Here is a 26320-nt window from a genome sequence, read left to right as displayed (position 1 = left end):
CCCCGAGGGAACCTGATGACGAGCACCGCACCGACCACCTTCCGTCCCGCGTTCCACATGAGCGTGCCCCGCGGGTGGAAGAACGATCCGCAGCGCCCCATCCGCGTGGGCGACGAGTACCTCTCCTACTACCTGGCGAACGACGACTACGTCGAAGGCGGGATCGGAACTTCGTGGCGGCTCGCGACCACGCGGGACCACGTTCGCTTCAGCGATCAGGGAACGGCGATCCCCAAGTTCGCGAACGGGAACGGGGACTGCTGGTCGGGCTCCGTCGTCGTCGATGCGCACAACACGGCCGGGTACGGACGTGACGCGGTTGTCGGGCTGGTCACGCAGGCGCCGGCTGGCGTGCAGGCGGTGTACCTCTGGGTCTCGACGGATGGCGGGCGCACCTTCACGCCTGGCGCGCCCGACCCCGTCCTCGCGAACCCCGGGGTCGTCGACTTCCGCGACCCGAAGGTCGTGTGGGATGACGACCGTGCGCGCTGGTGCATGCTCCACGCGGAGGGCGACACGATCGGCTTCTACGTGTCGGCTGACCTGCACGGTTGGCGGCGGGTCGGCGAGCATCGCATCGAGGGCATCGGCCTCCTCGAATGCCCCGACCTGTTCCGGATGCGCGCGAGCGACGGCACGCGCCACTGGGTCCTCGGCACGAGTGCGAACGGCAAGGAGAGGGGCCTGCCCGCGACGTACGCCTACTGGGTCGGCGAGTTCGATGGCTCGGCCTTCACCTGCGACGAGCGGGAGGCCCTGTGGCTCGACCACGGGTTCGACTTCTACGGCGCCGTCACCTACGACGCGCATGATGCGGGCGGAGACGTCGACGAGTCGCTGCGCCGCGCCATCGGCTGGGCGAACTTCTGGGACTACCCGCACAATGCGCCATCGATGGTGACCGACGGGTACAACGGCGACGACATGATCGTGCGGGAGCTTCGCCTGCACCGACGCGGCAGCGGCTACGCGCTGAGCGCTCAGCCACCGGCTGCGCTCCTGGAGCACGCCACTCGCCGCCATTCGCTGGGGACCGTCGCCGTCGCCGGGTTCTCGGACCTCGAGGTGCGGGCGGTGGCGTACGAGCTGCGCTGCGAACTGCGCTGGGACCCGAGCTCGCCACCCACCGGTGCCGGGCTGGAGCTCCGTCGTGCGAGCGGGGGTGCCCGGCGCATCGGGGTGGGGGTGTCGTTCGCGGATGCCTCGATCTCCGTGGACCGCGGAGAGACGTGGAGCCCGAGCGGCGGCGCGACGACGACGAGCATCGACGCGTCGACGGGATCGCTCCGCCTTCGGATCCTCGTCGACCGGTCCAGCATCGAGGTCTTCGTCGGCGAGGGGTTCGAGGTGCACTCGCATCGCGTGTTCCCGCTGCCAGCCGACGACGGCATCCGGCTGCTCGCCGCGGGCGGCCAGATGACCTTCGCGGACCTCGAGATCATCGAGCTCGAGGTCCGCTGAGGCGCATTCGCCCGTGTGCTCAGTCCAGCGCGGCCGCGACGGGCACGCGTGGCCGGGGCTCTTCAGCCAGCTCGGCAGATGAGGGCGGGTCTGCGCCGGGACGGGAGACGGTGATCGCCGCCGCCCTGGCCGCTCGTTCCAGCAGGCTGCTCAGGTCTCCGCGATCGATGCGGCGGAGGGCCCCGCGGGCCGCGCCGTCCCTGAAGCCGAGCCGGAGCATGCCCTCGATGATCGCCGACATGAACGTGTCGCCGGCGCCCACTGTGTCGGCCACCGCAACCGAGGCCGCGGCGACGTCCGTCGTTCCGGCCTCGGTCACTGCGGTTGCACCGCTGCCCCCTGCGGTGACGACGACGACCGAGGGGCCCATCGCCCGCCAGGCGCTGGCGACGTCGGCGAGGCGTTCCCCGGGGTAGAGCCAGGTGAGGTCCTCGTCGCTGGCCTTCACGACATCCGCGAGCGCCACGATCTCCTCGACGCGCCCACGGACCTCGCGGTGATCGCCGAGGAGTGCAGGCCTGATGTTCGGGTCGTAGGTGACGAGCGCACCTCCGCGCAGTCGCCGGATCGCCTGGAGCACCTCGCGTGCGCCCGGCTCGAGCAGGGCCGCGATGGACCCGGTGTGCACGATGCCGGCAGTCACGACGTCATCGACTCGGACGTCCCAGTCGAGCTGGAAGTCGTAGCGCGCCGACCCCGACTCGTCGAGGAACGCGGTGGCCGTCGACGTGGCGCCGGCGCTCGATCCCCCTCCGGTCAGGATCTCGACGCCGGACGCCTGCAGCCACGCGCGGACGCCCTCGCCGCGCCGGTCGTCGCCGATCCGCGTCAGCAGGCGGGGGCGACAGCCGAGTCGTCCGAGCGCGAGCGCCATGTTCGCGGGGCTTCCCCCTGGGCTCTCGTCGATGCTCCCGTCCACCCGGTGGACGACATCGACGAGCGCCTCGCCGATGACGAGGACGCTGGCGGTTGACAGTCCGGGCGCCACGTCTGCGGTGTCTGCGGTGCCTCGCATCCCGATCAACGCCCCGTCGAGCGCAGGAAGCTCAGCTCGCTCTGCGCCTCTTCGATGAGCGGGGTGAGCCGGTCGTTGAAGGCCTGCCCAGCAGGATGCGCCAGGTGGGCCTGGAACGCGGCGTCGTCCGCGTAGATCTCGAAGACCAGGAATCGGGCAGGCGCCTCCTGCCTGCGGTAGACCTGGAACTCCAGATTGCCTGGCTCGGCTCGCACGACCTCGGCGTAGGCGAGGATCAGCTCCAGGACTGCGGCCTCGGTGCCGGGCCTGGCCGTGAACTCCGCGTAGAGCGTCGTCTGCTCAGCGCCCGATGCGCCGTCCTCGCCCTCACGCATCAGCGGCCCCCGTCATGATCGCGACGGCGTCGGTCATGGTGTGCGACTGCGGCGTTATGGTCGCCGCTCGCTTCCCGAGGCGCTGGATGTGGATCCGGTCGGCGACCTGGAAGACGTGCGGCATGTTGTGCGAGATCAGGATGACGGGAACGCCCTGCTCGCGGAGCCGCTCGATGAGCTCGAGCACCTGCTTCGACTCCCGGACGCCCAGGGCCGCCGTCGGCTCGTCGAGCACGACGACCTTCGATCCGAACGCCGCCGCCCGCGCGACCGCGACCGCCTGCCGCTGACCGCCTGACAGGTTCTCGACGGCGACCGTGACGTCCTGCAGCGTCGAGATGCCGAGGCGCTGGACCTGCTCGCGGGCCTCCTTGCGCATCCCCGAGGTGTCGAGGGCACGGAACACCGTGCCCGCGATGCCGGGCTTGCGCCGTTCACGCCCGAGGAAGAGGTTGGATGCCACGTCGAGCGCAGGCGACACCGCGAGGTTCTGGTACACGGTCTCGATGCCAGCGTCGCGTGCATCCTGCGGTCGCTTGAAGTGGACCGGCTCGCCGTCCAGCAGCAGCTCTCCCTGGTCCGGCACGTAGGCGCCGGTGAGGCACTTGATGAGCGTCGACTTCCCGGCGCCGTTGTCGCCGATGATCGCGAGCACCTCTCCGGCGTGCAGCTGAAGGCTCACCCCATCCAGCCCCACGACCTTGCCGAAGGTCTTGACCAGCCGCTTCGCCTCAAGGACCGGGATCCCCTTCGGTGCTGTCGTGGGCTCGACCGCGTCTGCTACGAGGCTCATTTGCGTACCTTCCTGATCCACTGGTCGACGGAGACCGCGACGATGACGAGAATTCCGATGGCGAGGGTCTGATAGAGACCGTCGACGCCTGCAAGGAAGAGACCGTTTCGGAAGACGCCCACGATGATCGCCCCGAGCAGCGTTCCCCAGATGATTCCCCGCCCGCCGAAGAGCGAGGTTCCGCCGATGACGACGGCGGTGATCGAGTCGAGGTTGAGGTCGGCGCCGGCGTTGGGGCTGGCGGCACCGGATCGGCCGATCTGGATCCACGCGGCGACCGCGAGGACGGCACCGGCGACGACGTAGACGCTCATGAGCACCTTCGTCGTGGAGATGCCAGCCAGTCGCGCAGCCTCGGCATCGTCGCCGACCGCGTAGACGTGCCTCCCCCACGCGGTCCGCCCGAGCACGTACGCGACGAGCACGTAGAGCGCGAACATGATGATGACGCCGACGGTGAGCATGACGTCGCCGACCGGGAAGGCGGTGGCCGTCCACGTGAGCAGCTCCGGCATCTCCGCCTTGCGGATCGTCTGCCCGCCGCTGTACAGCAGCGTCAGCGCGACGAAGACGTTCAGCGTGCCGAGCGTCGCGATGAAGGGCGGCAGCTTGACCCTCGTGACCAGGAACCCGTTGAGGGTGCCCGCGGCCAGCGCGGCGAGCAGGCCAGCGAGCAGCGCCAGCGGGGCCGGGAACCCGTTCTGGACCGCGGTCTGCGCGGTGACCATCGACGCCAGGATCATGGCAGCCCCGACCGACAGGTCGATGCCTGCGGTCAGGATGATGAGCGTCTGGGCGATGGCGACCGTGCCCACGACGGAGACCTGGTCGAGGATGAGCGACAGGTTCCCCGGGGCGAAGAACCTGGGGTTGATCGTGCCGAAGACGATGATGGCGATCACGAGCACGACGGCCGGGCTGATGGCCGGATAGCGGTGGAGGACGCCGCGGACCCGATCGAGCGGGGTCCGCCGGTCGAGGAATTCGGCGGCGAGGTCGAGAGATGAGGTGGGAGGAGAGGTCTGAGTCACGAGTTCACTTCCTTGCAGTGGCGAGAGGCGTCGCGGCGCCGTGCGGCTGTCGCGACGGGTGCTGGACTACTTCGTGCCCCAGCAGAGCTCCGCACCCTCGGTCGTGTCGATGGACTCCACGCCGTCAGCGGGCTGGTCGGTCACCAGCGAGACACCCGTGTTGAAGAAGTCCAGGCCTTCGCTGGTCTCCGGGGTGCTGCCCGTTCCGACGAGCTCGGCAATCGCCTCGACGCCGAGCTCCGCCATCTTCACCGGGTACTGCTGGCTCGTGGCGTCGATGATGCCGTCTGCGACCTGGCCGACACCGGCGCATCCGCCGTCGATCGAGACGATCGTGACATCGTCCTTGCTCTTCCCCGCTGCCTCGAGAGCCTGGTAGGCACCGTAGGCGGCGGGTTCGTTGATGGTGTAGACGACGTTGATGTCCGGGTTCTTGGCGAGGAGGTTCTCCATCGCCGTGCGCCCACCGTCCTCGGCACCCTGGGATGCCTCGTTCCCGACGATCGTGTACTTGCCGCCCTGTCCGCCGGAGTAGTTCCCCTGCGGGGCTTCGTCGCCGTTGACCGTGTCACTGCCGAGCTCGATGCCCATGCCCTGGAGGAACCCCTGGTTCCGGTTGTAGTCGACCGAGACCGCCTTGTCGTCGAAGAGGTCGATGAGGCCGATGACGGCATCCTTGCCAGCAAGCGAGTCCGCTGCCCACTCGCCGACGTACTGCCCGGCGAGGAAGTTGTCGGTCGCGAAGGTGATGTCGACGGAGTCCGCCGGGTCCGGCACGGTGTCGAGGGCGATGACGAACAGGCCGGCGTCGCGAGCCTTCTGGACTGCGTCGAGCACGGCAGGCCCGTTCGGGGTGATGAGGATTCCCGCGTCGCCCTTGGAGATGGCCGCTTCGATGGCCTGGATCTGCGTGTCCTCGTCGCCGTCCTCCTTGCCTGCAGCGAGGGTGAGCGTCACCCCGTTCGCATCCGCTGCCGTCTGCGCGCCGTCCTGCATCGCGATGAAGAACGGGTTCGAGTTGGTCTTGACGATGAGCGAGACGCCGATGTCGCCCTCTCCCCCACCCTGCGCGCCCTGGTCGGCTCCGGCGCATCCCGTCAGCGTCAGCGCTGCGATGGCGAGCACCGAGGAGGCGGCGAGAAATGGCTTCCGAGCGATTGGATTGCGGTTCTTCATTGAATTCCCCTGATCGTCTGCGTTGATTGACAACGTTGTCAACGACGTTTGTACTCCATGCGCCGAGTAGAGTCAACAGGCCGTCGAAAGAAAGGTCGATCGTGACAACAGCACCTCGGCGAGACGACCCCGCGAGCGGGCGCTCGCGCACGACCATGAAGCAGGTCGCCTCCCTCGCAGGCGTCGGAGTGAAGACCGTCTCCCGCGTCGTCAACAACGAGCCGAACGTGTCCGCGACCACCACCGAGCGAGTGTGGAACGCCGTCAGGGCCCTGAACTACCACGTGGACCTCGCCGCCGGGAACCTCCGCAGAGCTGACGGACGCAGCCGGACGATCGGCCTCCTGGTCGGCAGCGTCGACAACCCGTTCGCGGCCGCGATCCACCGGGCCGTGGAGGACGCGGCATTGCACCACAGCGTGGCCGTGTTCGCATCGTCGCTCGACGACGACGCCACCCGCGAGGAGGGTGCCGTCAGCGCATTCATGCGACGGCGCGTGGACGGCCTGATCCTGACGACGACCCAGCAGCCCACCTACCTCACCACCCTCCGCGACCGGGACATCCCGGCCGTGTTCGTCGACCGTGTCCCCCAGGGGCTCGACCTCGACGTCGTCTCGAGCGACAACCAGGCCGCGGCAGCGCGGGCGACGGCGCACCTGATCGAGCACGGCCACCAGCGGATCGCGCTCCTCACCGACCGACTCTCGATCCAGACAGCCGAAGAGCGCCGTCGAGGCTTCCTCGAAGCCCTGGGTGAGGCCGGCATCCCCACACGGCTCGCCACGATCGTCACGGAGCTCCACGACGAGGAGACCTCGCGCGCGGCGCTCGGCCGACTGCTCGACTCCGAAACGCCACCGACGGCGGTCTTCAGCGCCCAGAACCTCGTCACCATCGGGGCCCTGCGCGCCCTCCGGGAGCGGGGACTGCAGAACGAGATCGCTTTGGTCGGCTTCGATGACCTCCCACTTGCAGACCTGCTGGTTCCCGGCGTCACCGTGATCGCCCAGGACCCACAGCAGATCGGGCAGCGCGCCGCCGAGCTGCTCTTCGACCGCCTCGGCGGCGACCGTGGCCCCGCCCAGCGCGTCACCGTCCCAACCCGCCTCATCGAGCGCGGCAGCGGCGAGATCCTCGCCCCCACCTCCTGACGAGGCACTCACCCCCACTCGTCGAGGTCGACGCCAATCGACTCTTGCTTTGTCCGGTGGACAGTCTCTAGCATCGCTCGAAATGGATTGACATCGTTGTCAGTCCAGTCCGTTGCATTCGACGCACTGAGAAGAAATCGAGCGAATCCATGACATCGACGTCACCGAGACACCCGAGAACGACGCGGAAGGCTCTCGCCGCGCTGGCAGCAACCAGCATCGCGTTCGCCGTCCTCGCCGGCACAGCCGCCACAGCCACCGCCGAGGAGTCGGCCGAGGCGGGACAGGAGCAGTTCCGCCCGCAGTTCCACTTCTCTCCCGAGAAGAACTGGATGAACGACCCCAACGGCATGGTGTACGTCGACGGTGTCTATCACCTCTACTACCAGCACAACCCAGAGGGCACACGCTGGGGGAACATGAGCTGGGGCCACGCGACCTCCACCGACCTCATGCACTGGGAGGAGCAGCCGCTCGCACTCCCCCAGACCTTCGACGATTCCGGAGTCGCGATCGAGGACATCTTCTCTGGCTCCATCGTCGTCGACGAGACCAACAGCTCCGGTTTCGGCACCGGAGACAAGCCCCCGCTCGTCGCCATCTACACGAGCGCGTACACCCAGGATCATCCGACTCACCCCGGGATCCAGGCCCAGTCGCTCGCCTACAGCAATGACGGCGGATACACCTGGACGAAGCACGAGGGCAATCCCGTCTACGACCGCGGCTCCGCCAACTTCCGAGACCCGAAGGTCTTCTGGTACGACGGTCCGGCCGGTGCGTACTGGGTCATGGCGGCCGTCGAGGCGGTCGACCACAAGGTGATCCTCGCGAAGAGCACCGACCTGCGCTCCTGGGAGCACCTCTCGGAGTTCGGGCCCGCGAACTCCACGGAGGGCATCTGGGAGTGCCCGGAGCTCTTCGAGCTGCCCGTCGACGGCAACCCGGATGAGACGAAATGGGTCATGGTCGTCAATCTCAACCCGGGTGCCGTGGCTGGCGGCAGCGGGGGCCAGTACTTCGTCGGCGACTTCGACGGCACCGAGTTCACCAGCGAGACCACCGTCGAGCCAGGCACCACGGCAGAAGGAACCCCGTTCGCGACCTTCGACGGCGGAGACTTCAGCGGGTGGACCGTCACCAACGAGTCCGGGAACGAGGCCGATGGCCCGTGGGGGCTTGCACCGGCGGCCGGGACGCTGCCAGGCCAGGGCCCAGTCAAGGGCGCCATCGGAGCCGGCTTCGCGAACGGCTTCCACGGCGGGGACTGGCCGGTGGGCTCGCTCGAGTCCCCGCAGTTCACGATCGAATCCGACGTCATCAACCTGCTCGTCGGCGGAGGCAACCACCCGCACGTGGACGGCTCGCAGCTCGGGAACGAACCGCCGGCGGGCACCACCGTCTTCGACTTCGAGCTCGCCGATGGCGAGAACCTCCTCGGCTCAGGCTGGGAGGCGACGGGCGACTTCGCCCTCGACCCGGCACGCAGTCCCTCGACGACGAGCGGCGAGTACGCGCTCGGCGACAAGCGCGTCAACACGTGGGAGGGCGGGCCGCTCGGAGACGACAACACGGGCACGATCACGTCGCCCTCCTTCACGCTCGACGGCGATTTCGCTTCCTTCCTCGTCGGCGGGGGCAACCGCACCGACGGCACCCTCCAGGTCGAGCTGCTCGTCGATGGCAGCGTCGTGCGCACGCAGACCGGCGCCAACGCCGGGCAGATGACGTGGCAGTCGTGGGACATCAGCGAGTTCGCCGGCAAGGATGCGCAGCTCCGCGTTCGAGACGAGGCGACAGGCGGCTGGGGGCACCTCACCTTCGATCACCTCGTGATCGGCGACGAGCCCTCGCAGCTTCGCTCGGAGGAGACCGCGGTCAACCTCATCGTCGACGGCGAAGTCGTGCGCACGGCGACCGGCAGGAACAGCGAGACGCTCGACTGGGCGAGCTGGGACGTCTCCGACCTCCGCGGACAGCAGGCCATGATTCAGGCGGTCGATCAGAACAGGTCGGGCTGGGGCCACCTGATGCTGGACCAGATCATGTTCGCCGACACGAGCGTCCCATCGACGCTCGAGAGCTACGACTGGCTCGACTGGGGCCGCGACTACTACGCGACGGTCTCGTACTTCGGCACCCCGGAGGGGAGCCGGATCATGCAGGGCTGGATGAACAACTGGGATTACGCCAACGACATCCCCACCTCGACGTGGCGCAGCTCGATGACGCTCCCGCGCGAGGTCGTCCTGACCTCGACTCCGGCGGGACCGCGCCTCAAGCAGCAGGTCGTTCCCCAGGTCGATGAGCAGCTCGACGTTGCAGGCGCGGCCACGCGCACGGACGTCGCCCTCGACGGCGCGGTGGATCTCGGACTCTCGGGAGACGTCGTGAAGCTCGAGGTGACCCTGGAACCGGGCGAGGCGCAGCGGGCGGGAATCACGGTCTTCGGGGACGCCGAGTCGGGAACCCGCATCGGCTACGACGCCTCGCAGGGACGCCTGTTCGTCGACCGGACGAACTCCGGCAACGTCGACTTCCACCCCGCCTTCGCATCGGTGGAGGATGCGCCGGTCGCCCTCGACGATGACGGCTCGGTCACCTTCTCCCTCTACCTGGATCGCGCATCCGTCGAGCTCTTCACGGCGGACGGGATGGTGACCATCACCGATCAGGTGTTCCCGAACGAGGGCGCGGACGCCATCACCGCCTGGTCCGAGGGTGGAGCGGCGACGCTGCGCAGCATCACCGTCACGCCGGTCACGCCGACGATGTGGCAGGAGCCCGGAGCCGTCGTCACCCCGCCGACCGCGACGGCCACGGCAACTCCGACCGGGGGCGCCTCGCCCTCGCCGTCAGCCACCTCCGCATCCACATCCGCACCCACGTCCACGTCCGCACCCACATCCACGCCTCAGGGAGGATCGGACACCGGGACGCCGACTCCGGAGGGGCTGGCGTCGACCGGCGCGGACTTCCCCCTGGCGGCGGTCCTCTTCGGCCTGGCGCTTGTCGGCGGCGGAGCGGTGCTGGGTGCTCGACGACTCGGTCGCCGACGTCAGTAGCAAGGGCGTCCCGGCGATAGGGCCCGGCGGACCCTATCGCCGATCGCTGCCCGGTGTTTCGCCCTCTGAGACCACTCCCAGAGGGCGAAACGCCGGGCAGCGTCGCAGACGGGGCGGGCGCAGGGGCCGGCGGGTGTGCGGGGCGCGGGACGGTCCCCGGTTACTCCTCGAGGGGGCCGAGCGTGGCCTGCGCGACGAAGCGAGCGACGGGAGACGCCGTCACCTCGAGCTCGACGATCGCGACCGTGTTGACGCCGGCGCGGAGCACCGAGCCCGGCACGTAGAGCGTCTGCTGCGGTCCGCTGCGCCAATAGCGCCCGAGCAGGAACCCGTTCACCAGGGCGTACCCCTTGCCCCACTTGGCGGTGTCGAGGTAGAGGTCGCTCGGCGCTTCGAGCTCGAACTCTCCGCGAAGCCCGGTGAGCCCGAGCGGCGTCTCGGGATGAGCCAGTGGCGCGGATGCGTCGGCCGCAGCAAGAGCAGCACCACCGGCGCCGGGTGCGCCGGTGAGCGCCGGGCCGATCGCGATTCCGGCCTCTGCGACGTCGATGGGCGTCGCCGTCCAGCCTTCGAGGGGAGCCCCGTCGAGGAGCGGCGTGCCGATGATGCCCTTCTCCTCGCCGATGCGCTCGGCGTAGTTGACGCGACCCTGCTCCTCCACGAGCACGCGCAGCCGCGTCCCGGCGGGCACGACGATCGACGTCTCGTGGAGAGTGCGCGATAGCGTGCCGAAGGGGACGCCATCGATGGAGAGCCACGCGAAGTCGCGCACGTCCTCGAACTCCAGCAGGCGGGGTGCGGATGCGCGCGGCAGCTCGGTCTCGTAGGCGACCAGGGCGCTCAGGTGCTGCAGGGCATCGAAGGTCGGGGGCGTCGTGTGGCGTTCGGGACTGACGGGCGGGAGCCACGCATCCGGTGCCACGACGGAGAGCGGCACCTCGAGCTCTGGGGCTGGGACCGCGAGCGCGGGGGTCTCCGCCGGCACGTCGGCGTACTTCGAGATGACGTCCCTGAACGCGAAGAACTTCGGGGTGGGGTTCCCTGCCTCGTCGAGCGGCGCGTCGTAGTCGTAGGAGGTCGCGATGGGCAGGTACCTGCCCTTGTGGTTCGCCCCGTTGGTGAGGCCGAAGTTGGTGCCACCGTGGACCATGTAGAAGTTCACGGAGGCGCCGGCGGCGAGCAGCGCGTCGAGCTCGCGAGCCGCATCCTCGACGCTCGTCGTGTGATGGAAGGCGCCCCACCAGTCGAACCAGCCGTCCCAGAACTCGGCGCACATGAGCGGGCCGGTCGGCTGGTGGCGCCGCAGGGTGGCGAGGCGCTCGTCGGCGCGCGACCCGAACGAGCCGGTGAGGTGCACGCCGTCGACGCTGCCGTCGCTCAGCATCTGGTCGGTGGGCTGGTCGATCGTCGTGAGCGGCACCGTGATGCCAGCCTCGCGGGTGACCTCGACGAGCCGCTCGAGGTAGGCGGTGTCGTTGCCGTAGGCGCCGTACTCGTTCTCGATCTGCACGAGCACCACGGGGCCGCCGACGTCGATCTGCCGCGGCGCGACGATGTCGTAGACGCGCTGCAGGTAGGTCTCGACCTCGTGCAGGTAGCTGGGTTCCGAGCGTCGCAGCCCCACCCCGGGCATCGCGGTGAGCCACGTCGGGAGCCCGCCGTTGTGCCATTCCGCGCAGATGTAGGGGCCTGGGCGCACGATGGCGTGCATCCCCTCGGCCGCGATCAGGTCGAGGAACCGGCCGAGGTCGTTCCAGCCGGTCGCATCCCACTCCCCCTTGCGGGGCTCGTGGGCGTTCCAGGCGACGTAGGTCTCGATCGTGTTGAGGCCCATGAGCTTGGCCTTGTGGATGCGGTCGGCCCACTGCTCGGGATGCACGCGGAAGTAGTGCAGCGCCCCGGAGAGCACGCGGTGGGGTTCGCCGTCGAGCAGGAAGTGCTCTTCGCCGATCTCGAAGGTCATGTGAGCAGACTCCTGTCTTCTGTCTTCGCTGACATCGGGGGTGTTGAGAGGAACCGGGGTGGATCAGCGTTGGACGGCGTCGCCGACGCCGTCCACGAGCTCGCGCAGGTCACCCCAGCTCGGCAGCGACTCCCAGTCGCCGTCGCTGCGGCAGGCGCTGGCTCCGCACGCGGCGGCCGTCAGCATGCGCTGCTCGAGGGGCGCCCCACGCGTGAACTCGACGAGGTAGCCGGCCGCGAAGGCATCGCCGGCGCCGACCGTGTCGACGACGTCGACCGCGAAGGCCGGCACCTCGACCTCGAGGTCGCCGTCGACGCCGGACGCGCCGTGCTCGCCGCGCTTGATGACGGCCTGCCGGGGACCGAGGGCCTGCAGGGCGCGGGCCTGCTCGAGCGGGGATGCCTCGCCGACGAGCATGGCGGCCTCGTCGTCTCCGGCGAAGACGATGTCGCTGAGCGCGGCGAGCTCGCGGTAGCGGGGAGCCGCGGCCTCGGCCGACCACAGCTTGCTGCGGTGGTTGACGTCGAACGACACGGTCACGCCGTGCTCGCGAGCGAGGCGGACGGCGCTCAGCACCGTCTCGGCGGCGCTGTCGCTGAGGGCGAGGCTGATGCCCGTGACGTGCAGGACCTGGGCGCCCACGATGGCCTCGCTTGGGACGTCGGCCGGCGTGATGCGGCTGCCGGCGAGTCCGCCGCGGTAGTAGGTGACGCGGCTGCGGCCCGGGCGGGGCCGGTCCTTGAGCATGATCGCGGTCGGTGCATCCGCGTCGACCGTCTCGTGCAGCTGCACCTGCTCGGCCCTGAGTGCCCGGAGGATGCGCCTGCCGACGGCGTCATCGCCGACCCGGCCGATCCACGCGGCCTCGACGCCGAGTCTGGCGGCGGCGATCGCGACGTTGCTCTCTGCACCGCCGAAGCTCATCTCCGCGTCGGACTGCAGGTCGAAGCCGCCGGCCCGGCGCGCGATCACCAGCCCGAGCGCCTCCCCGATCGTGACGATGCCGCTCACGTGCGGCCGACCTTGGCGGCGCTCACGCGGGTCGCGATGTCGGCGGCCGCGCGGGCCGCCTCGGCGACCGCGTCTGCACCCTCGTCGAGCAGCTTCGAGCTGCCGAGCCAGCTTCCGCTCGCGGCGAAGACCGCCGGATGCTCGAGGTGCTCGGCGAGGTTGGCGATGCTGATGCCGCCGCTCGGCATGAACGTGATGCCGCGGAACACGGAGGCGTACGTGCTGAGCAGGGACAGTCCGCCGAAGTTGCCGGCCGGGAAGAGCTTGAGCTGCGACAGCCCGAGGTCGCGGGCCGCCGTGATGTCGCTCGGCGTGAGCGTTCCCGGGAGGATCGGAACGTCGGCGTGCTGCGCGACTCGGACGACCTCCGCCGACAGTCCGGGCGAGACGAGGAACTGCGCCCCCGCATCCAGCGCCTGCTTGGCCTGCTCGGTGTCGAGCACGGTGCCAGCACCCACGATGAGGTCGGGGCGCCCCGCGATGTGGCGCAGCGCATCCAGTGCCCCGTCGCCGCGCAGTGCGATCTCGACGATGCCGATGCCGCCCGCGACGAGACCGTCGGCAAGCGCCTCGGCCTGCGCCTGCGTGCTCGGCGTTGAGAGGGGAACGACGGAGTGGCCCTCGAACAGGGCGCTCATCGTGCGAGCCATCCGCCGTCGACGGGGAGGACGACGCCCGTGACGTAGGCAGCGGCCGGGCTCGCGAGGAACACGGCGGCACCGCCGAGGTCTTCTGCCTCGCCCCAGCGACCCGCGGGGATGCGCTCGAGGATGGACCGCGAGCGGTCGCTGTCTTCGCGCAGCGCCTCGGTGTTGTCGGTCGCGATGTAGCCGGGGGCGATCGCGTTGACGGTCACGCCGCGGGATGCCCACTCGTTGCTGAGGGCGTGGACGAGGCCCGCGATGGCCGACTTCGACGCCGTGTACCCGGGCACGTTGATGCCGCCCTGGAAGCTGAGCAGGCTGGCGGTGAAGATGATGCGCCCGTTGCCGCGCTCGACCATTGCCGCGCCGACGATCTGGCTGAGCACGAACTGGCTCGAGAGGTTCACCTGGATGACCTCGTCCCACCAGTCGAGCGAGTGCTCGGCGGCGGGCGCGCGGCGGATGGTGCCTGCGTTGTTGACGAGGATGTCGGCGTGCTTCACGGATGCGCCGAACTGCTCGACGGCGGCACGGTCGGTGAAGTCGACGCCGTGGCCCTCGAAGCTGCGGCCGAGCGAGCGGACACGCGCCCCGACTTCGCCGCCGTCGGCTTCCTGCTGGGAGGACGCGGCGATGATGTCCGCCCCCGCCTCAGCGAGTGCCGTGGCGATGCCGAGGCCGATGCCGCGGCGGGCGCCGGTGACGACCGCGGTCTTTCCAGTGAGGTCGAAGCTGGTCATAGCGACCCTTTCGCGTGAGGCCAGGTCCACCTGGCGGAACTCGGTTTCATTCACCTACTATAGACGTGCCACGAACGAATAACGAGAGGAACTCCCTTGTCCCAGCAGTACCGCCCGGGTCGCCCGGAAGACATCCCCACCCTCGACCAGCAGGCACTCCGTGACCGCTACCTCGTCGAGCAGCTCCTCACGCCAGGCGAGATCCGCGTCGTCGCGACGCACTTCGACCGCGTCGTCACCGTCGGCGCCGTCCCCACCGACAGCCCCCTCACGCTCCAGACCGTCGACGAGCTGCGCAGCGAGAACTTCCTCGACCGCCGCGAGCTCGGCATCGTCAACACGGGCGGCGCCGGCGCCGTCGTCGCCGACGGCGAGCGCTACGAGCTCGCGAAGACCGCCGTGCTCTACCTCGGCCGCGGCACCGTCGACGTCACCTTCGAGAGCAACGACGCCGCCGACCCCGCCAAGTTCTACGGCTTCAGCGCCCCCGCGCACACGGCCTACCCGAACACCCTCGTCACCCCGGAAGAGGGCACGATCCGCGAGCTCGGCGACCAGGTCACGTCGAACCGCCGCACGCTGCGCCAGTGCATCCACGAGAACGGCGTCAAGAGCTGCCAGATCGTCATGGGCGTCACGAGCCTCCACGCCGGCAGCATGTGGAACACCATGCCGGCGCACACCCACGACCGTCGCACCGAGGTGTACCACTACTTCGACCTCGAAGAGGACCAGCGGGTCGTGCACCTCATGGGCGACCCCAAGGAGACGCGCCACCTCATGGTCGCGAACGGCGACGTCGTGCTCTCCCCGAGCTGGTCGCTGCACTCGGGAGTAGGATCTTCCAGCTACTCGTTCGTGTGGGCGATGGCCGGCGAGAACCAGTCGTTCGACGACATGGACTCTGTCCCGATCACCGCGATGCGGTGACGACTCCAACAACGAGGGTGGTCAGGATGGACGACGCAGGCCAGTCGCCGACCCCGCCCGCGGGCGCAAGCGAGAAGACGCTGCTTGTGCTCGCGGCGGCCCTCGCGCATCCGCGCTTCACGGACATCGTCGCCGAAGCCGGACTCGCGAAGGCCACCGTCCACCGCATCCTGGGCACCCTCGTCGCGCAGCACTACCTCGGGGGCAACTCCGAGCAGGGCTACCGGGCCGGGCCCAACCTGCTCGCCCTCGCGGGCCGGGCGCTCGCGAGCGTCGACATCTCGCAGGTCGCGGGCCCCATCGTCGACGAGCTCGCCGCCTCCGTCGACTGCACCATCCACGTGGGCGTCGCGACGGAGAGCGAGATGGTCTACCTCATCCGCCGCGACTCGGCGAAGCCGTACCGCATGCGCTCGCGCGTCGGCCTCGGCGTGCCCCTGCACAGCTCCGGCATGGGCAAGGTCGTTCTCGCCGACTGGGCGCCCGAGCGAGTGGATGCGCTTGCCGAACGCGTCGGCCTGCCCCGGCGCACCGACCTCACGATCACCGACCTCGGCCTGCTGCACGAGGAGCTCGCCCGCGTCCGCGAGCGCGGCTACTCGACGGACCTGGGCGAGAACGAGACGGGCACCGTGTGCGTCTCGGCACCCATCCGCGACCACACCGGCGCCGTGACGCACGGCCTCTCGGTGTCCTCGATCGAGCTCGAGTACCCGGGCCTCAGCATCGAAGCCCTCGCGCCTGCCGCGATCGCCGCAGCCGACCGCATCTCCCGCGAGCTCGGCGCCCCCCGCGGCGTAGGGGCGTAGGGGCGCAGGGGCGTAGGGGCGTAGCGCCGAGCCGCCGACTCTCGGAGACACCCGCCGCTGCTGCCTGACCAACTTCAGTGCTCAGACGGCCGTTTCCCGCCGCTCCAGGCCAAAACCGGCCGAATCAGCACTGAAGTTGGTCAGAGGTGGCGGCGGTAGTGGCGGCCGAGGTGGTGGCCGAGGCGGCGAAGTGGCGAAGTGGCGAAGTGGCGAAGCCTCACACCGTCGCCCCAACCGGAACCGCTGACCAACTTCAGTGCTCAGACGGCCGTTTCGCGCCAGTTCGGGCAGAAAGCGGCCGGATCAGCACTGAAGTTGGTCAGCGGCGGCGGAGAAGGTGGCGGCGGCGGCGCGACGGCGCGCCGGCGAAAGGGGCCCGGGGCGTCACATCGACGCCGCGGGCCCCTGCCGGTGTCCGGTCAGCCGCGGGCGTTCGACTCGCTGGAGGAGCTCCTGCGGTCCGAGGCCCCCTCAGCTGAGTCCGTAGCCGGCCCGTCCACCGCGAACCCCGTCTTGCGGTCGATGCTGTCGGATGCCAGCTCCAGGTTGCTCTCCCCCTCGGCGCGAGCTTCGGCGTCCTCCTCGCCATCGAGGCTCATGAGGTGCTCGACGTCGACGTCGTTGGGGTTGTCGAGCACTTCCTGCAGTCGATCGCGGTCGAGCACCTTCGTCCAGCGGGCGATGACGAGTGTGCCGATGCCATTGCCCGTCAGGTTCGTGAGGGCGCGGCCCTCTGACATGAAGCGGTCGATGCCGACGATGAGCGCGAGCCCCACCATGGGGATGATGTGGTCGAACGCGGCGATGGATGCGGCGAGGGTCACGAGTCCCGCGCCGGAGACGCCCGCTGCTCCGTTCGAGGAGATGAGCATGAACGCGAGGAGTGCGATCTGGGTGCCGATGGGCACGTCCACTCCGAACGCCTGCGCGATGAAGATGGCGCCCATGGACATGTAGATGGCGGTGCCGTCGAGGTTGAACGAGTAGCCGGTCGGGATGGTGAGGCCGACGACGTGCTTGGGCACGCCGGCCGCCTCGAGCTTCGTCATCATGCGCGGCAGCACCGTCTCGGAGGAGGAGGTGCCGAGCACGATGAGCAGCTCGTCCTTGATGTAGCGGAGGTACTTGAAGATGCTGAAGCCAGCCCAGTGGCAGATGGGGCCGAGCACCAGGAAGACGAAGATGAGGCAGGTGAGCCAGAAGGAGCCCATGAAGAAGGCGAGGTTGCCGAGGATCTCGGCGCCGTGCTTGCCGATCGTGAAGGCGATGCCGCCGAAGGCCCCGATGGGGGCGACCCACATGACGATCTTGATGATGCCGAACATGACCTTCGCGAGCGAGTCCATGGCGCGCACGACCTTCTCGCCACGCTTGCCGAGCATGGCGATCGCGATGGCGGTCAGGATGGCGAGCAGCAGCACCTGGAGGAGCTGGCCATCGACGAACGCCGACATGAACGAGGTGGGGATGAGGCCGAGGATGAAGCCGGGCAGGCCCTCTCCCCCGGCGTCGCCCGCGTCGGCGATGGTGGCGTCGGCGGCCGATCCGTCGAAGCTCGCGACGTCGTAGTTCAGGCCGGCGCCCGGCTGGAACACGTTGATGGCGATGAGGCCGAGGCCCAGGGCGACGACGGTGGTGATGTTGAAGTAGACGGCGGTGCGCAGGGCGAGGCCGCCCGCTTTCGCGAGGTTGCCGAGGCCAGCGATGCCGACGACGACGGTCGCGAAGATGGTCGGCGCGATGACGACCTTGACCAGGTTGATGAAGAGCGTCGCGAGCCAGCGCAGCTCGGAGGCGAAGGCCGGGAAGATCAGGCCGACGGCGACGCCGAGCGCGATGCCGACCAGCACCCACACGTAGAGGTGGTGCCAGAACGGCTTCTTCTTCTTGACGGGAGGGGTGCTGCCTGCTGCCCGGCCTGGTGAGCTCGGGGTGGTCTTGACCGCTTTGCCCTTGTCGGGGCTCGAGTCGTGTGTCACGGTGTTCTCCTTTGAACTCCAGCGTGTGCGTCATCGGTGACGGCTCGTCGTCCAAGGGTGGGCGCCCACAAGCCAGGAGCCCAGGGGCTCGGCGCATCCTTAAGGTGTTCTTGACATTCGGTCGCGGATGCCCGCTTGTTAGGCTCGAACCGTGGCGTTTGCACCGTGGATGTCGTCCGTTGAGCTGCCAGCAGGCGGCCTCACGCGGCGAGCGCTCCTGGGAGGCGCGGCAGCCACGCTGTCTTCGCTTGCGCTCGCGGCGTGCGCCTCGCCGAAGCCTTCCGGGCAGGTGCTGACGCTCGCGACCGGCCCAGAGGGGGCGGTGTTCCGGGAGATCGGGGCGGCCTACGCCGACGCGGTGAATGCCTCGTGGCCGGCCGGCGAGATGCTGGTGCGCGACACCGCATCATCGCTCGAGAACGCGCAGCTGCTGAGCTCAGGCGAGGTGGATGCGGCGCTCATCAACGTCGATGTCGCTGCGGAGTTCGAGGGCGAGATCGTAGCGCTTGCGCGTGTCTTCGATTCGGTGCTGCACCTCGTGGTTCCGGAGGACTCGGACATCACCGACCTGCGGGGCCTGCATGGCAAGACCATCGCGGGGGGACTCGAGCTGTCTGGCACCCGCTTCACGACGTCGGCGATCCTGGACGAGTTGGGCGTCGAGGCGGACTACGTGAGCCTTTCGCAGGCCGATTCCGTGGCGGCGCTCGCGGGCGGCGCGGTCGAGGCGGCGGCGAGCCTCACGGGCATGCCCACCCCTGCGATCAGCGAGATCGGCGCCGGGCAGCGGGTGCGCTTCATCGACGTCGGCGCGAACGCGGAGCATCTCATCGACCGCTTCTCGCTCGTGTACTTCCCGGTCACGATCCCGTCGACGATGTACGAGGGCCTGCAGGCGGCGACGACGCTCGCGGTGCCGACGGTGCTCGCGGTGAGGCCTGGCATGGCGGATTCGCTGGCCGAGTTCCTCACCGCCTGTCTGTTCGAGAACTCGGATGCGTTGTCGCACGTGCGCCCTGAGGCGGGACAGATCAACCCTCGGACGGGCGCGGGGACGACTCCCATCGCGCTGCATCCCGGGGCCGCCGGCTGGTTCACGGCGAACAAGCCATAGGGGCCACTCGCCAGCAACCGGTGACAACTGTGTACACAACGTCTACTCTTGACACATGGACTCTGTAACGCGTGAGATCAGCACCCGAGAACTTCGCAAGCAGCTCTCCGACGTGCTCGGTCGGGCCATGTATGCCGGTGAACGGGTGGGAGTGACTCGGAACGGCAAGCTCGCCGCAGTCGTCATCAGCGTCGCGGACCTCGAAGCTCTGGAGTCGTTCGAGATGCATCGCGATGTTGAGTCGTATCGCCATGCGAAAGCGGCAGATGATGGCGACCGGGTTTCCCTCGATGAGCTTCGCGGTGAGCTCGGCGCGTGACCTACCGCGTCGAGTTCACCTCGGCCGCCGCAAAACAGGTCCGCAAACTGACTCGCCCAGTCCAACTGCGCGTGCTGGATGCGATCCAGTCGCTGTCGGAAACACCACGCCCGCAAGGGGCTCGCAAGCTGGTGGGCGAGGAGACCGCGTGGCGACTTCGCATCGGCGACTACCGCGTCATCTACGACATCTACGACGAGGAACTCGTCATCACGATCGTGCGTGCCGCGCACCGTCGCGAGGTCTATCGCTAGCAGATGCTCCGCTCGGCTAGGACTGAGATTCCGCCAGGGGCACCGCGGCTTCGACGCGGAGGCCGCCGCCGGGCGCATCCGCGAGCGTCAGCCCGCCCCCGATATCTCGCAGGGCTTGCGCGACGATGCTCAGGCCGAGGCCGGTTCCCGGCAGGTTGCTGGTGCGGGGTGAGCGCCAGAAGCGCTGCGTGGCATGCTCGCGGTCGTCAGGTGCGAGCCCGATGCCGTTGTCGTCGACCGTGACCACGTAGCTGCGCGAGCCGATGTCCGGCCTGCCAGCGACACGCACCTCGGTGCCGCCGGAGAGCTTGATGGCGTTGGTGACGAGCTCGCTCACGACGGCGTCGAGGCCGCCGGCCGGCTCCTGCACTTCCAGCGTCTCCCCCTGGAGGTGCACGGTCTGCACGGCGATGCCCGCTCGTGCGCCGGCTTCTGCCCACCGGAACGCCGCCCCGGCGAGCGCGTCGCCGATCGCCGAGATGCGCGGCGGCCGGCTCTGGAACTGGGTCGCGTCGAGCAGTCCCGCGACGGTGCCGGTCATGCGGTCGATGGTCTCGATGGCTTCGGCGTGCACCTCTCGGGCTTCGACGTCGTCGCGGAGGTACGGCTCGAGGTTCTCGACCGAGATGCGCGTGGAGGCGAGGGGCGTGCGCAGCTGGTGCGACGCATCCGACACGAACTCCTGCTGCCTCGTGACGGTCGCGGAGACGGTGCCGACCATGGAGTTGAAGGTGGAGGCGAGGAGCCGCAGTTCGCTCGGGCCCGCGTCGGTGCCGGCCTTCGCGTCGAGGTCGCCGCGCGCGACGGCGTCGACGGAGCGTTCGAGTTCTTGCACGGGGCGGAGGATCCACCGAGACATGGGCCAGAGCAGCCAGAAGGCGACGGCGCCCGGAACGAGCAGCCCTGCGGCGAGGATGAGCCATTCGGTCAGGATCGTGGCGCGGGCCGTTTCGGTGGGCACGTCGAAGACGAGGGCGCCGACGACCTGCGAGTCGCGGCCGACGGGGGCGACGATCGTGAGCCGCTCGGGCCCCCACGGCCAGACGGTGGTGGTGATGTCGGGCGATTGCCCGGAGAGCGCGGCGTCGACGAGCGCGAGATCTGCGTCGTCGACCGCGTAGGGCAGGCCTGCCGAGTGGATGATCTGCCCGTCGCGGTTGAGGAGCCAGGTGGGGGTGTCGAAGAGCTCGGCGTAGTCGTCGAGCTCGGCCTGGAGGCGGACGGGATCGGTGCCGATGGCCGTGTAGGCGGCGGTCGAGAAGCGGGCGGCATCGTTGAGGCGGTCGTTGGTGAGCTCCGCCGAGTGGCGGTCGGCGATCGTGACGGCGGTGGGCACGGCGATCATGATGAGCAGCAGCACGAGCAGCGGGACGGCGCACAGCACGAGTCGCCGGTGCATCAGGTGGGCCCGTCCGGGTTGGCGGGTGCCGTCAGGCTGTAGCCGACGCCGCGGAGGGTGGTGATGGTGACGGTGTCGCCGAGCTTGCTGCGCAGTGTGGCCATGTGGGTGTCGAGCGAGCGGGTGCCGGTCTCGACGCTGCTCTCCCAGACGCGGTCGAGGAGGTCCTCGCGCGTCACCGGCTGTCCTGCCCGCGCCGCGAGGAGCCGGAGGATCTCGAACTCCTTCTGCGTGAGCGCCTGAGCGGTGGGGGTGGCGCCGTCGTCTGGGGTGATGGTCGCGGTGCGCGTCTCGGTGTCGAGGCGCAGCATCCCGACTTCGATGACGGAAGACTCGGGGATGCTCGTGGAGCGGCGCATCTCGCGGGTGCGCCGGGCGAGGCCTTCGATGCGGACGAGCAGCTCGGCGACGCTGAAGGGCTTGGTGACGTAGTCGTCGGCGCCGGCGCGGAGCCCCGCGATGCGGTCCTGCTCGCGGCCGTGCGCGCTGACGACGATGATGCCGATGGCCGGATGCTGGCGCAGCTTTGCGATGATCTGCGTGCCGGGCCCGTCGGGGAGGGACATGTCGACGAGTGCCAGCTCGGGCACTTCGTCGCGGATGCAGGCGAGGGCTTCGGCGACGTCGGCGGCCCGCGTGACGCGGTGTCCGGCGTGCTTGAGAGCGCGGCTCAGCCCCCTTGCCAACTGGTCGTCGTCTTCGCAGAGCAGCACGCGCATGGGACCGAGTTTATTTGACGCGTCCCTCGGGGGTCGGTGGCACTCTCCGGGCCACTGGCCTCGTGAGCCAGAGCCAGCCGGTGAGGGCGAGCCCCCAGAGGAGGAAGAGCGGGTCCCAGAGGAGGGCGTGCCCGATCATGGCATCCCGGTCGTAGCCGCCTTCGGGCACGAGTACCCCGAGCAGCACGGCGCCGCTGGCGACGATGTTGACGAGCCCGTAGAGCACGATGCCGGGGCCGCCCACCCAGCAGATGGCGCGCCAGACTCGCGGCCAGGGCATCCGCTGCGCGTCGAGTGCGACCGGGATGAGCGCGGCGAGCAGCTTGGCCAGCGCGACGGCTCCGAGCAGGAGGCCCGACTCCAGCGGTTCTCGCCTCGAGAACTCGACGGCGATCGCCCCGATGGTCGACAGCAGCCAGGTTCCGCCGAGCGCCCAGTAGGCGCTGAAGGCGGCGTGCACGACGCCGATCGCGGCCGCAGCCAGCACGAGCATGCGCGCGGCGCTGCGCGAGTGGCGAGTGCGGGTGTCTTCGCGCATCCAGCCCCTACTCCCCCGTTGTCTGGCCGGCCTGGTCCTCCAGGTAGACGAGCCCGTTGCCGTCTGGGTCTTCGAACGAGAACATGGGTGCAACGCTCTCCCAGCGCAGCACTTCGGCGTTGTGGAGCTCGACGCCGCTGGCCTTGATCCGGTCGTGTGCCTCCTGCGCGTCGGTGGTGCCGAGGCGCACGGCGATGGGGATCTCGCTGTCGTGCGGGAGCAGGACGATGCCGACGCTCGAGCCAGGCGGGAGCACCTCGACGTAGCGGGCGCCTGGCCATGCTTCGACGTCCATGACGAGCTCGCAGCCGAGCACGTCCGTGTAGAAGGCGAGCGCCGCGTCCACGTCGGAGACGGGAACCGAGACGCTGAGCACGCGTGTTGTCTTTGCCATGGGTCAAGTCCACCGCGAGGTGAACGACGACGCCAGTGGTTGGGGTGGATGCGCAGGAAGTTCGGTGGGGCGGACGGGGCCGCTCTGCGTTGGCGCGAACGTCTACCTCTTCCCAAGTGCTTCGAGCAGATCTTCGGCCAGAAGCGAGACGGCGACCGAAACCTGCTCAGGCTCTCCCACGCCTTCTTCAGCACGGCCAGCCATCACGGATCCGAGAGCATCCGAACTTGATGCAAAGAGCTCTTCCAAGTGGTCGAGCGCTTTTCGCGTGACTTCCCTGGTCAGGTCATCAGCGAGGAGATTGTTGATCGACGCAGCCAGCTCGGCAGTGCCCACTGCCCGGAGAATCCTGTAGCTGTCGTGGGCGTCCTTGTCGTTCAAACGATCCGGTTTGTTGACGCGCTCTGCGATCTTATGCAGCTTCGAGACGCGGATCAGGTTCCAGACCTCGCGGGTCGATGACAACGTCGCTATCTTTCGTGGACTCGGCAAGCGCGACGTCGAGACCGCCGGTGCGCAAGTAGACCGCTTGTGCCCCGATGACGATGACGGAATCGTGGTGCTCGCGCAGCGCTTCGAGCGCATCCAGAAGCACGGAGCGGGCGCGAACAAGGAGGTCAACGCTCGGTTCGCCAGGTGTCTTCATTGCGCTCCATCCATTTCACGAGTTCTTCGGCTTCTGACGGTGATCGCCCGGGCCCCGTCATGAGGTCGACGGCAACTTGTGTGGGCGCTGCCATGAGAAGACCACCGTCTGTCTCCACGGATCGCTGGAGGGCAACGTCGAAGTTTGGGGCGGCGAGGAGAACGTTCGCGCCGCGGTCCGTGGCCCTCAGCCCCCACTCGCTGGCGGCCTCCTCCGGGTGCGCGCAGTAGACCATGGCGGTTCGGGCCGGCGCGTACGGGGCCCAGGTGGCCGCGGCGACCGAACCTGTAATGGCGTAGTCGCTCCGGCCGCGACCTCGCACTCGGTCGAGGAAGGAGTCGAGACCACGTGGCGCAATCCATTGCGAAACGTTGTTCGTGCCTTGGAACTGGTAGTCATCACTCCAACGGCGGAGGAGAGCTGCCCAATCGGGAACCGTGATAATCCCAGCGGCGTCTCGCGTTGCCAGCTCCTGCTCTTGGAGGAATTCGACGACACGATAGACCGACCCCGTCGAGGTGGCGGATACCTGCACGAGGTCGCGCGCTCTCCAGGGGCCAGAAAAGTCGAGAAGCGCCCGCACCACATTGGCAGCTGGAGCGCCCTTGAGCGTTCCTCGAGGCCGCCCGGGACCCCGCCACGGATCTTTGTCCGCCCCACGGTCTGAAATGTAGACAAGCGGCTCCCTTGAGTTCAGCAGGAGGTTCCCCGTAGCGTCCACATAGGAGTAGCCAGCCGACGCTAGACGATCGCGAACTGACTTCGAGAGGTAGTTGGCCGCGACCATACCGATAGCTTTCGGAAAACTCTCGAGGTGCGTATCGAGTTGCGCAGTCAGGAGAGACACATCCCTCATGTTGAGCGCCCTCTTCACTTCCACGAGCACACGCACCTCGGTGGCGTCGGGCGCGCGCAAGAGCAAAGATCCATCCACCCATGAATCAGGAGATGTCGTCTGCGTGTCCTGGGTGACGCCCCAGCTCGCGGGGAGACGGTCACTGATCAGCGAACTGGCGATACCGACCAGCTGTTCAGCTGCGTGCGGTGCCCGCATGCCCATGACCTCGGTATCCATGTTCAGATAATAGCCCGATTCCGCTGGCAACGGAACCAATGATTTATCCGAACGTGACTCATGATGAGGTCAACAAACACGAAGCCCGCAGGCCTGCCGCCCCGACAGCTGGTGGATGCTCCGGGCGCGGCGGGCCTGCGGGCCTCGTGTTCTCGCCGTCTGCTAGCTGTTCGTCTTCGCGGAGCGCTTCCGCACGACGAGTGCGGTCAGACCGGTCGCGAGCAGCGCGAATGCGGCGAGGATGCCAGCGCCGACGTTCTCGGCGCCGGTTGTCGCGAGCGCGTCCGAGCCGTTGTCGGCGTTGCCGCCGCCAGCGACCGGTGCGGTCGTCGACGTGGCGGAGGCGGGGGGCGTGGTCGTCGCCGACGCGGTAGGCGCCGCAGTCGCGGACGCGGTGGGCTCCGTGGTGGCGGTGGGCGCCACCGTCGGGGCTGGGGTCACGGTGGGCTCGGCGGTGCCCGGCGTACTGGGCTCGGGCTGCTCGGCTCCGGCGTCGATGAGGCTGATGTTCCCGTCGGCGTCGACCTCGACCTGAGCTGCCATGGCGGCGGCCAGGTTGAGGCGCTGCCAGCTGCCTTCTGCGCCCTCATCGAGCGGGTAGCCGGAGTCGAGCGCGGTGAGCTCGAGCACCTGGCGGCGCTGCTCGGGCGTGAGGTCGGGGTGGCTCGTGATGAGCAGTGACTCGGCGTTCGCGGGGATCGTCACGGCTTCCCCGGCGGGCGCGATCTGCGGGAAGGCGTAGGACATGCGCTGCTCGTAGAGGGCAAGGGCGTCGCCGTCGGAGAGGTACGGGGTGTCGGCCTCGATGCAGTCGGCGAGGGCGGCGCCGCATCCGGCCTCGAGCACGCCGCGCAGCTCGGCCTCGGCCTCGGCGAAGAGCTCGCGGAACGCGGGGTCGCTCATGCGGCGCTCGACGATGTGCTGTCCCATCATGCGTCCGCTCATCACGTCGAGCGGGTAGTGCGCTGCCATGACGATGCGGTTGTTCCCGGCTTCGGAGGTGCGCGCGAGGATCTGCGGGGCGAGCTCTGGCAGCATCATCGAGAGCGACGTGCCCTGCCAGTACGCCTGCGAGGTGTGACCGCTGGGGTAGGCGCCGCTCGTGGAGTCCCAGGCGTCGCCGCCCTCCTTGTCGCGGTACTGGAGCAGCTCGGGGAAGCGGATGTAGGGGCGGTCGTAGTCGAAGTAGTTCTTCGACGGGTTCGACGAGGAGTAGTACCCGACGAGGCCGCCGCTCTTCGCGAGGAGCGCGTCGATCTTCGGGAGCTCGCCCGCGAGGCGCGCCTCGGTGTAGATCGCACCGAGGTTCTCGCCGAGGCCGTCGGCCATGGAGACCGACATGTCGTCGTACTGGTCGACGATCGCGCGCTCGACCTGCTCGGGGGTGGCCGAGGTGTTGATGTCGACGGTCTGGCTGTCGTTGAGCGCGATGATGTCGGCGCGGTCGGTGACGAGCCAGGAGAACTGGTCCATGATCGGCACGTAGTCGTACTCGGCGTTCGACGGGTAGTCGTAGGCGAGCTGGTCGTCGGTGAACGGCTCGGCGGCGGATGCTGCCCCCGCGCCGAAGCCGGAGAGGAGCACCCCCAGCCCGGTCGTCACAGCGATGGTGGAAGCGAGGCGTCGTCGAGACGTCGTGATGCGCATGCGGGGTTCGGCCTAACGGTCGGGGGATGAACCCGGCGAGCGTAGAGGCCCGGGGAAATCAGCCGATGTCCACTAGGTGACCGGCTAGTGAACGAGGTCGCGGAGATCT

General features: G+C 68.9%; 25 protein-coding genes. 8 read left to right on the top strand and 17 right to left on the bottom strand.

From position 1 onward, the window contains the following. Window positions 1–15: 15 nt before the first annotated feature. Window positions 16–1461 (top strand): glycoside hydrolase family 32 protein, encoded by a 1446-nt coding sequence (locus C5E07_RS02135; RefSeq protein WP_104298235.1) that lies wholly within the window; start codon window positions 16–18, stop codon window positions 1459–1461. A 19-nt stretch (window positions 1462–1480) separates the two neighbouring features. On the opposite strand, the gene C5E07_RS02130 is transcribed toward C5E07_RS02135, so the two are convergent. The 5 genes from C5E07_RS02130 to C5E07_RS02110 all read right to left on the bottom strand — a co-directional run bounded on the left by C5E07_RS02130 (window position 1481) and on the right by C5E07_RS02110 (window position 5811). Then, a complete protein-coding gene (locus C5E07_RS02130) occupies window positions 1481–2476 on the bottom strand; it encodes a PfkB family carbohydrate kinase (RefSeq protein WP_104298234.1) in 996 nt (331 codons plus the stop codon). A gap of 5 nt (window positions 2477–2481) precedes the next feature. Continuing rightward, the gene (locus C5E07_RS02125) at window positions 2482–2811 is read right to left on the bottom strand and encodes a putative quinol monooxygenase (protein ID WP_104298233.1); all 330 of its coding nucleotides are present in this window, start codon (window positions 2809–2811) and stop codon (window positions 2482–2484) included. Beyond that, window positions 2804–3604, bottom strand: a complete 801-nt coding sequence (locus C5E07_RS02120) for an ATP-binding cassette domain-containing protein (RefSeq protein ID WP_104298232.1) — start codon at window positions 3602–3604, stop codon at window positions 2804–2806. The genes C5E07_RS02125 and C5E07_RS02120 overlap by 8 nt, the downstream gene beginning before the upstream one ends. Further along, a complete protein-coding gene (locus C5E07_RS02115) occupies window positions 3601–4635 on the bottom strand; it encodes an ABC transporter permease (protein ID WP_104240321.1) in 1035 nt (344 codons plus the stop codon). The genes C5E07_RS02120 and C5E07_RS02115 overlap by 4 nt, the downstream gene beginning before the upstream one ends. A gap of 66 nt (window positions 4636–4701) precedes the next feature. Further along, window positions 4702–5811, bottom strand: coding sequence for a substrate-binding domain-containing protein (locus C5E07_RS02110; RefSeq protein WP_104298231.1), 1110 nt, complete (start codon window positions 5809–5811; stop codon window positions 4702–4704). 101 nt (window positions 5812–5912) lie between these two features. Here C5E07_RS02110 and C5E07_RS02105 point away from each other — a divergent pair, with 101 nt between their 5' ends. Both C5E07_RS02105 and C5E07_RS02100 read left to right on the top strand, forming a co-directional pair. After that, complete coding sequence (locus C5E07_RS02105; protein WP_308471349.1) at window positions 5913–6965, top strand: LacI family DNA-binding transcriptional regulator; 1053 nt, start codon at window positions 5913–5915, stop codon at window positions 6963–6965. Between the two features lie 149 nt (window positions 6966–7114). Continuing rightward, the gene (locus C5E07_RS02100; RefSeq protein WP_104298230.1) at window positions 7115–10030 is read left to right on the top strand and encodes a glycoside hydrolase family 32 protein; all 2916 of its coding nucleotides are present in this window, start codon (window positions 7115–7117) and stop codon (window positions 10028–10030) included. 160 nt (window positions 10031–10190) lie between these two features. Here the strand turns inward: C5E07_RS02100 and C5E07_RS02095 are convergent, their stop codons facing one another. The 4 genes from C5E07_RS02095 to C5E07_RS02080 form a co-directional block, all read right to left on the bottom strand. After that, on the bottom strand, window positions 10191–11993 hold the full coding sequence (locus C5E07_RS02095; RefSeq protein WP_104298229.1) for a beta-galactosidase family protein: 1803 nt from the start codon (window positions 11991–11993) through the stop codon (window positions 10191–10193). A 63-nt stretch (window positions 11994–12056) separates the two neighbouring features. Next, the gene (locus tag C5E07_RS02090; RefSeq protein ID WP_104298228.1) at window positions 12057–13004 is read right to left on the bottom strand and encodes a sugar kinase; all 948 of its coding nucleotides are present in this window, start codon (window positions 13002–13004) and stop codon (window positions 12057–12059) included. Further along, window positions 13001–13642: a bifunctional 4-hydroxy-2-oxoglutarate aldolase/2-dehydro-3-deoxy-phosphogluconate aldolase gene (locus tag C5E07_RS02085; protein WP_219820089.1), complete on the bottom strand. Its 642-nt coding sequence runs from the start codon at window positions 13640–13642 to the stop codon at window positions 13001–13003. Before C5E07_RS02085 ends, C5E07_RS02090 begins: the two co-directional genes overlap by 4 nt. Next, window positions 13639–14388, bottom strand: coding sequence for an SDR family oxidoreductase (locus C5E07_RS02080; RefSeq protein ID WP_104298226.1), 750 nt, complete (start codon window positions 14386–14388; stop codon window positions 13639–13641). Before C5E07_RS02080 ends, C5E07_RS02085 begins: the two co-directional genes overlap by 4 nt. 96 nt (window positions 14389–14484) lie before the next feature. Between C5E07_RS02080 and kduI the strand changes: the two genes are divergently transcribed. Both kduI and C5E07_RS02070 read left to right on the top strand, forming a co-directional pair. Continuing rightward, window positions 14485–15318: a 5-dehydro-4-deoxy-D-glucuronate isomerase gene (gene kduI, locus C5E07_RS02075; protein ID WP_104240313.1), complete on the top strand. Its 834-nt coding sequence runs from the start codon at window positions 14485–14487 to the stop codon at window positions 15316–15318. Window positions 15319–15344: 26 nt separating this feature from the next. Next, window positions 15345–16127 (top strand): IclR family transcriptional regulator, encoded by a 783-nt coding sequence (locus C5E07_RS02070; protein ID WP_104298225.1) that lies wholly within the window; start codon window positions 15345–15347, stop codon window positions 16125–16127. A 419-nt stretch (window positions 16128–16546) separates the two neighbouring features. Here the strand turns inward: C5E07_RS02070 and dctA are convergent, their stop codons facing one another. Next, on the bottom strand, window positions 16547–18106 hold the full coding sequence (dctA, locus tag C5E07_RS02065; RefSeq protein ID WP_104298224.1) for a C4-dicarboxylate transporter DctA: 1560 nt from the start codon (window positions 18104–18106) through the stop codon (window positions 16547–16549). A 151-nt stretch (window positions 18107–18257) separates the two neighbouring features. On the opposite strand from dctA, the gene C5E07_RS02060 reads away from it, so the two are divergent. The 3 genes from C5E07_RS02060 to C5E07_RS02050 are packed head-to-tail and all read left to right on the top strand — an operon-like array spanning window position 18258 to window position 19793. Then, the gene (locus C5E07_RS02060; protein WP_146080469.1) at window positions 18258–19220 is read left to right on the top strand and encodes a TAXI family TRAP transporter solute-binding subunit; all 963 of its coding nucleotides are present in this window, start codon (window positions 18258–18260) and stop codon (window positions 19218–19220) included. Window positions 19221–19275: 55 nt separating this feature from the next. Continuing rightward, window positions 19276–19539 carry a type II toxin-antitoxin system Phd/YefM family antitoxin gene (locus C5E07_RS02055; protein ID WP_104298222.1) on the top strand — a complete coding sequence of 88 codons (264 nt, stop codon included), beginning with the start codon at window positions 19276–19278 and terminating at the stop codon, window positions 19537–19539. Next, window positions 19536–19793, top strand: coding sequence for a type II toxin-antitoxin system RelE/ParE family toxin (locus C5E07_RS02050; protein WP_104298221.1), 258 nt, complete (start codon window positions 19536–19538; stop codon window positions 19791–19793). Before C5E07_RS02055 ends, C5E07_RS02050 begins: the two co-directional genes overlap by 4 nt. Window positions 19794–19809: 16 nt before the next feature. Here the strand turns inward: C5E07_RS02050 and C5E07_RS02045 are convergent, their stop codons facing one another. The 7 genes from C5E07_RS02045 to C5E07_RS02010 form a co-directional block, all read right to left on the bottom strand. Beyond that, window positions 19810–21192 carry a HAMP domain-containing sensor histidine kinase gene (locus C5E07_RS02045; protein WP_104298220.1) on the bottom strand — a complete coding sequence of 461 codons (1383 nt, stop codon included), beginning with the start codon at window positions 21190–21192 and terminating at the stop codon, window positions 19810–19812. Then, complete coding sequence (locus tag C5E07_RS02040; RefSeq protein WP_104298219.1) at window positions 21192–21911, bottom strand: response regulator transcription factor; 720 nt, start codon at window positions 21909–21911, stop codon at window positions 21192–21194. The genes C5E07_RS02045 and C5E07_RS02040 overlap by 1 nt, the downstream gene beginning before the upstream one ends. A gap of 10 nt (window positions 21912–21921) precedes the next feature. Next, window positions 21922–22449: a DUF3995 domain-containing protein gene (locus C5E07_RS02035; protein ID WP_258063744.1), complete on the bottom strand. Its 528-nt coding sequence runs from the start codon at window positions 22447–22449 to the stop codon at window positions 21922–21924. A gap of 7 nt (window positions 22450–22456) precedes the next feature. Next, window positions 22457–22843, bottom strand: a complete 387-nt coding sequence (locus C5E07_RS02030) for a VOC family protein (protein WP_104298218.1) — start codon at window positions 22841–22843, stop codon at window positions 22457–22459. Between the two features lie 102 nt (window positions 22844–22945). Then, entirely contained in the window at window positions 22946–23308 is a 363-nt protein-coding gene (locus C5E07_RS02025) for a hypothetical protein (protein WP_219820088.1), read from the bottom strand. Window positions 23309–23460: 152 nt separating this feature from the next. Next, window positions 23461–24564, bottom strand: coding sequence for a hypothetical protein (locus C5E07_RS19355; RefSeq protein WP_181057719.1), 1104 nt, complete (start codon window positions 24562–24564; stop codon window positions 23461–23463). A gap of 162 nt (window positions 24565–24726) precedes the next feature. Next, complete coding sequence (locus C5E07_RS02010; RefSeq protein ID WP_219820087.1) at window positions 24727–26211, bottom strand: phosphatase PAP2 family protein; 1485 nt, start codon at window positions 26209–26211, stop codon at window positions 24727–24729. Window positions 26212–26320 lie beyond the last annotated feature (109 nt).

Source organism: Pseudoclavibacter sp. RFBJ3, from assembly GCF_002931375.1.
Classification (GTDB): domain Bacteria; phylum Actinomycetota; class Actinomycetes; order Actinomycetales; family Microbacteriaceae; genus Pseudoclavibacter.
This window is presented reverse-complemented; position numbering and strand designations above follow the sequence as displayed.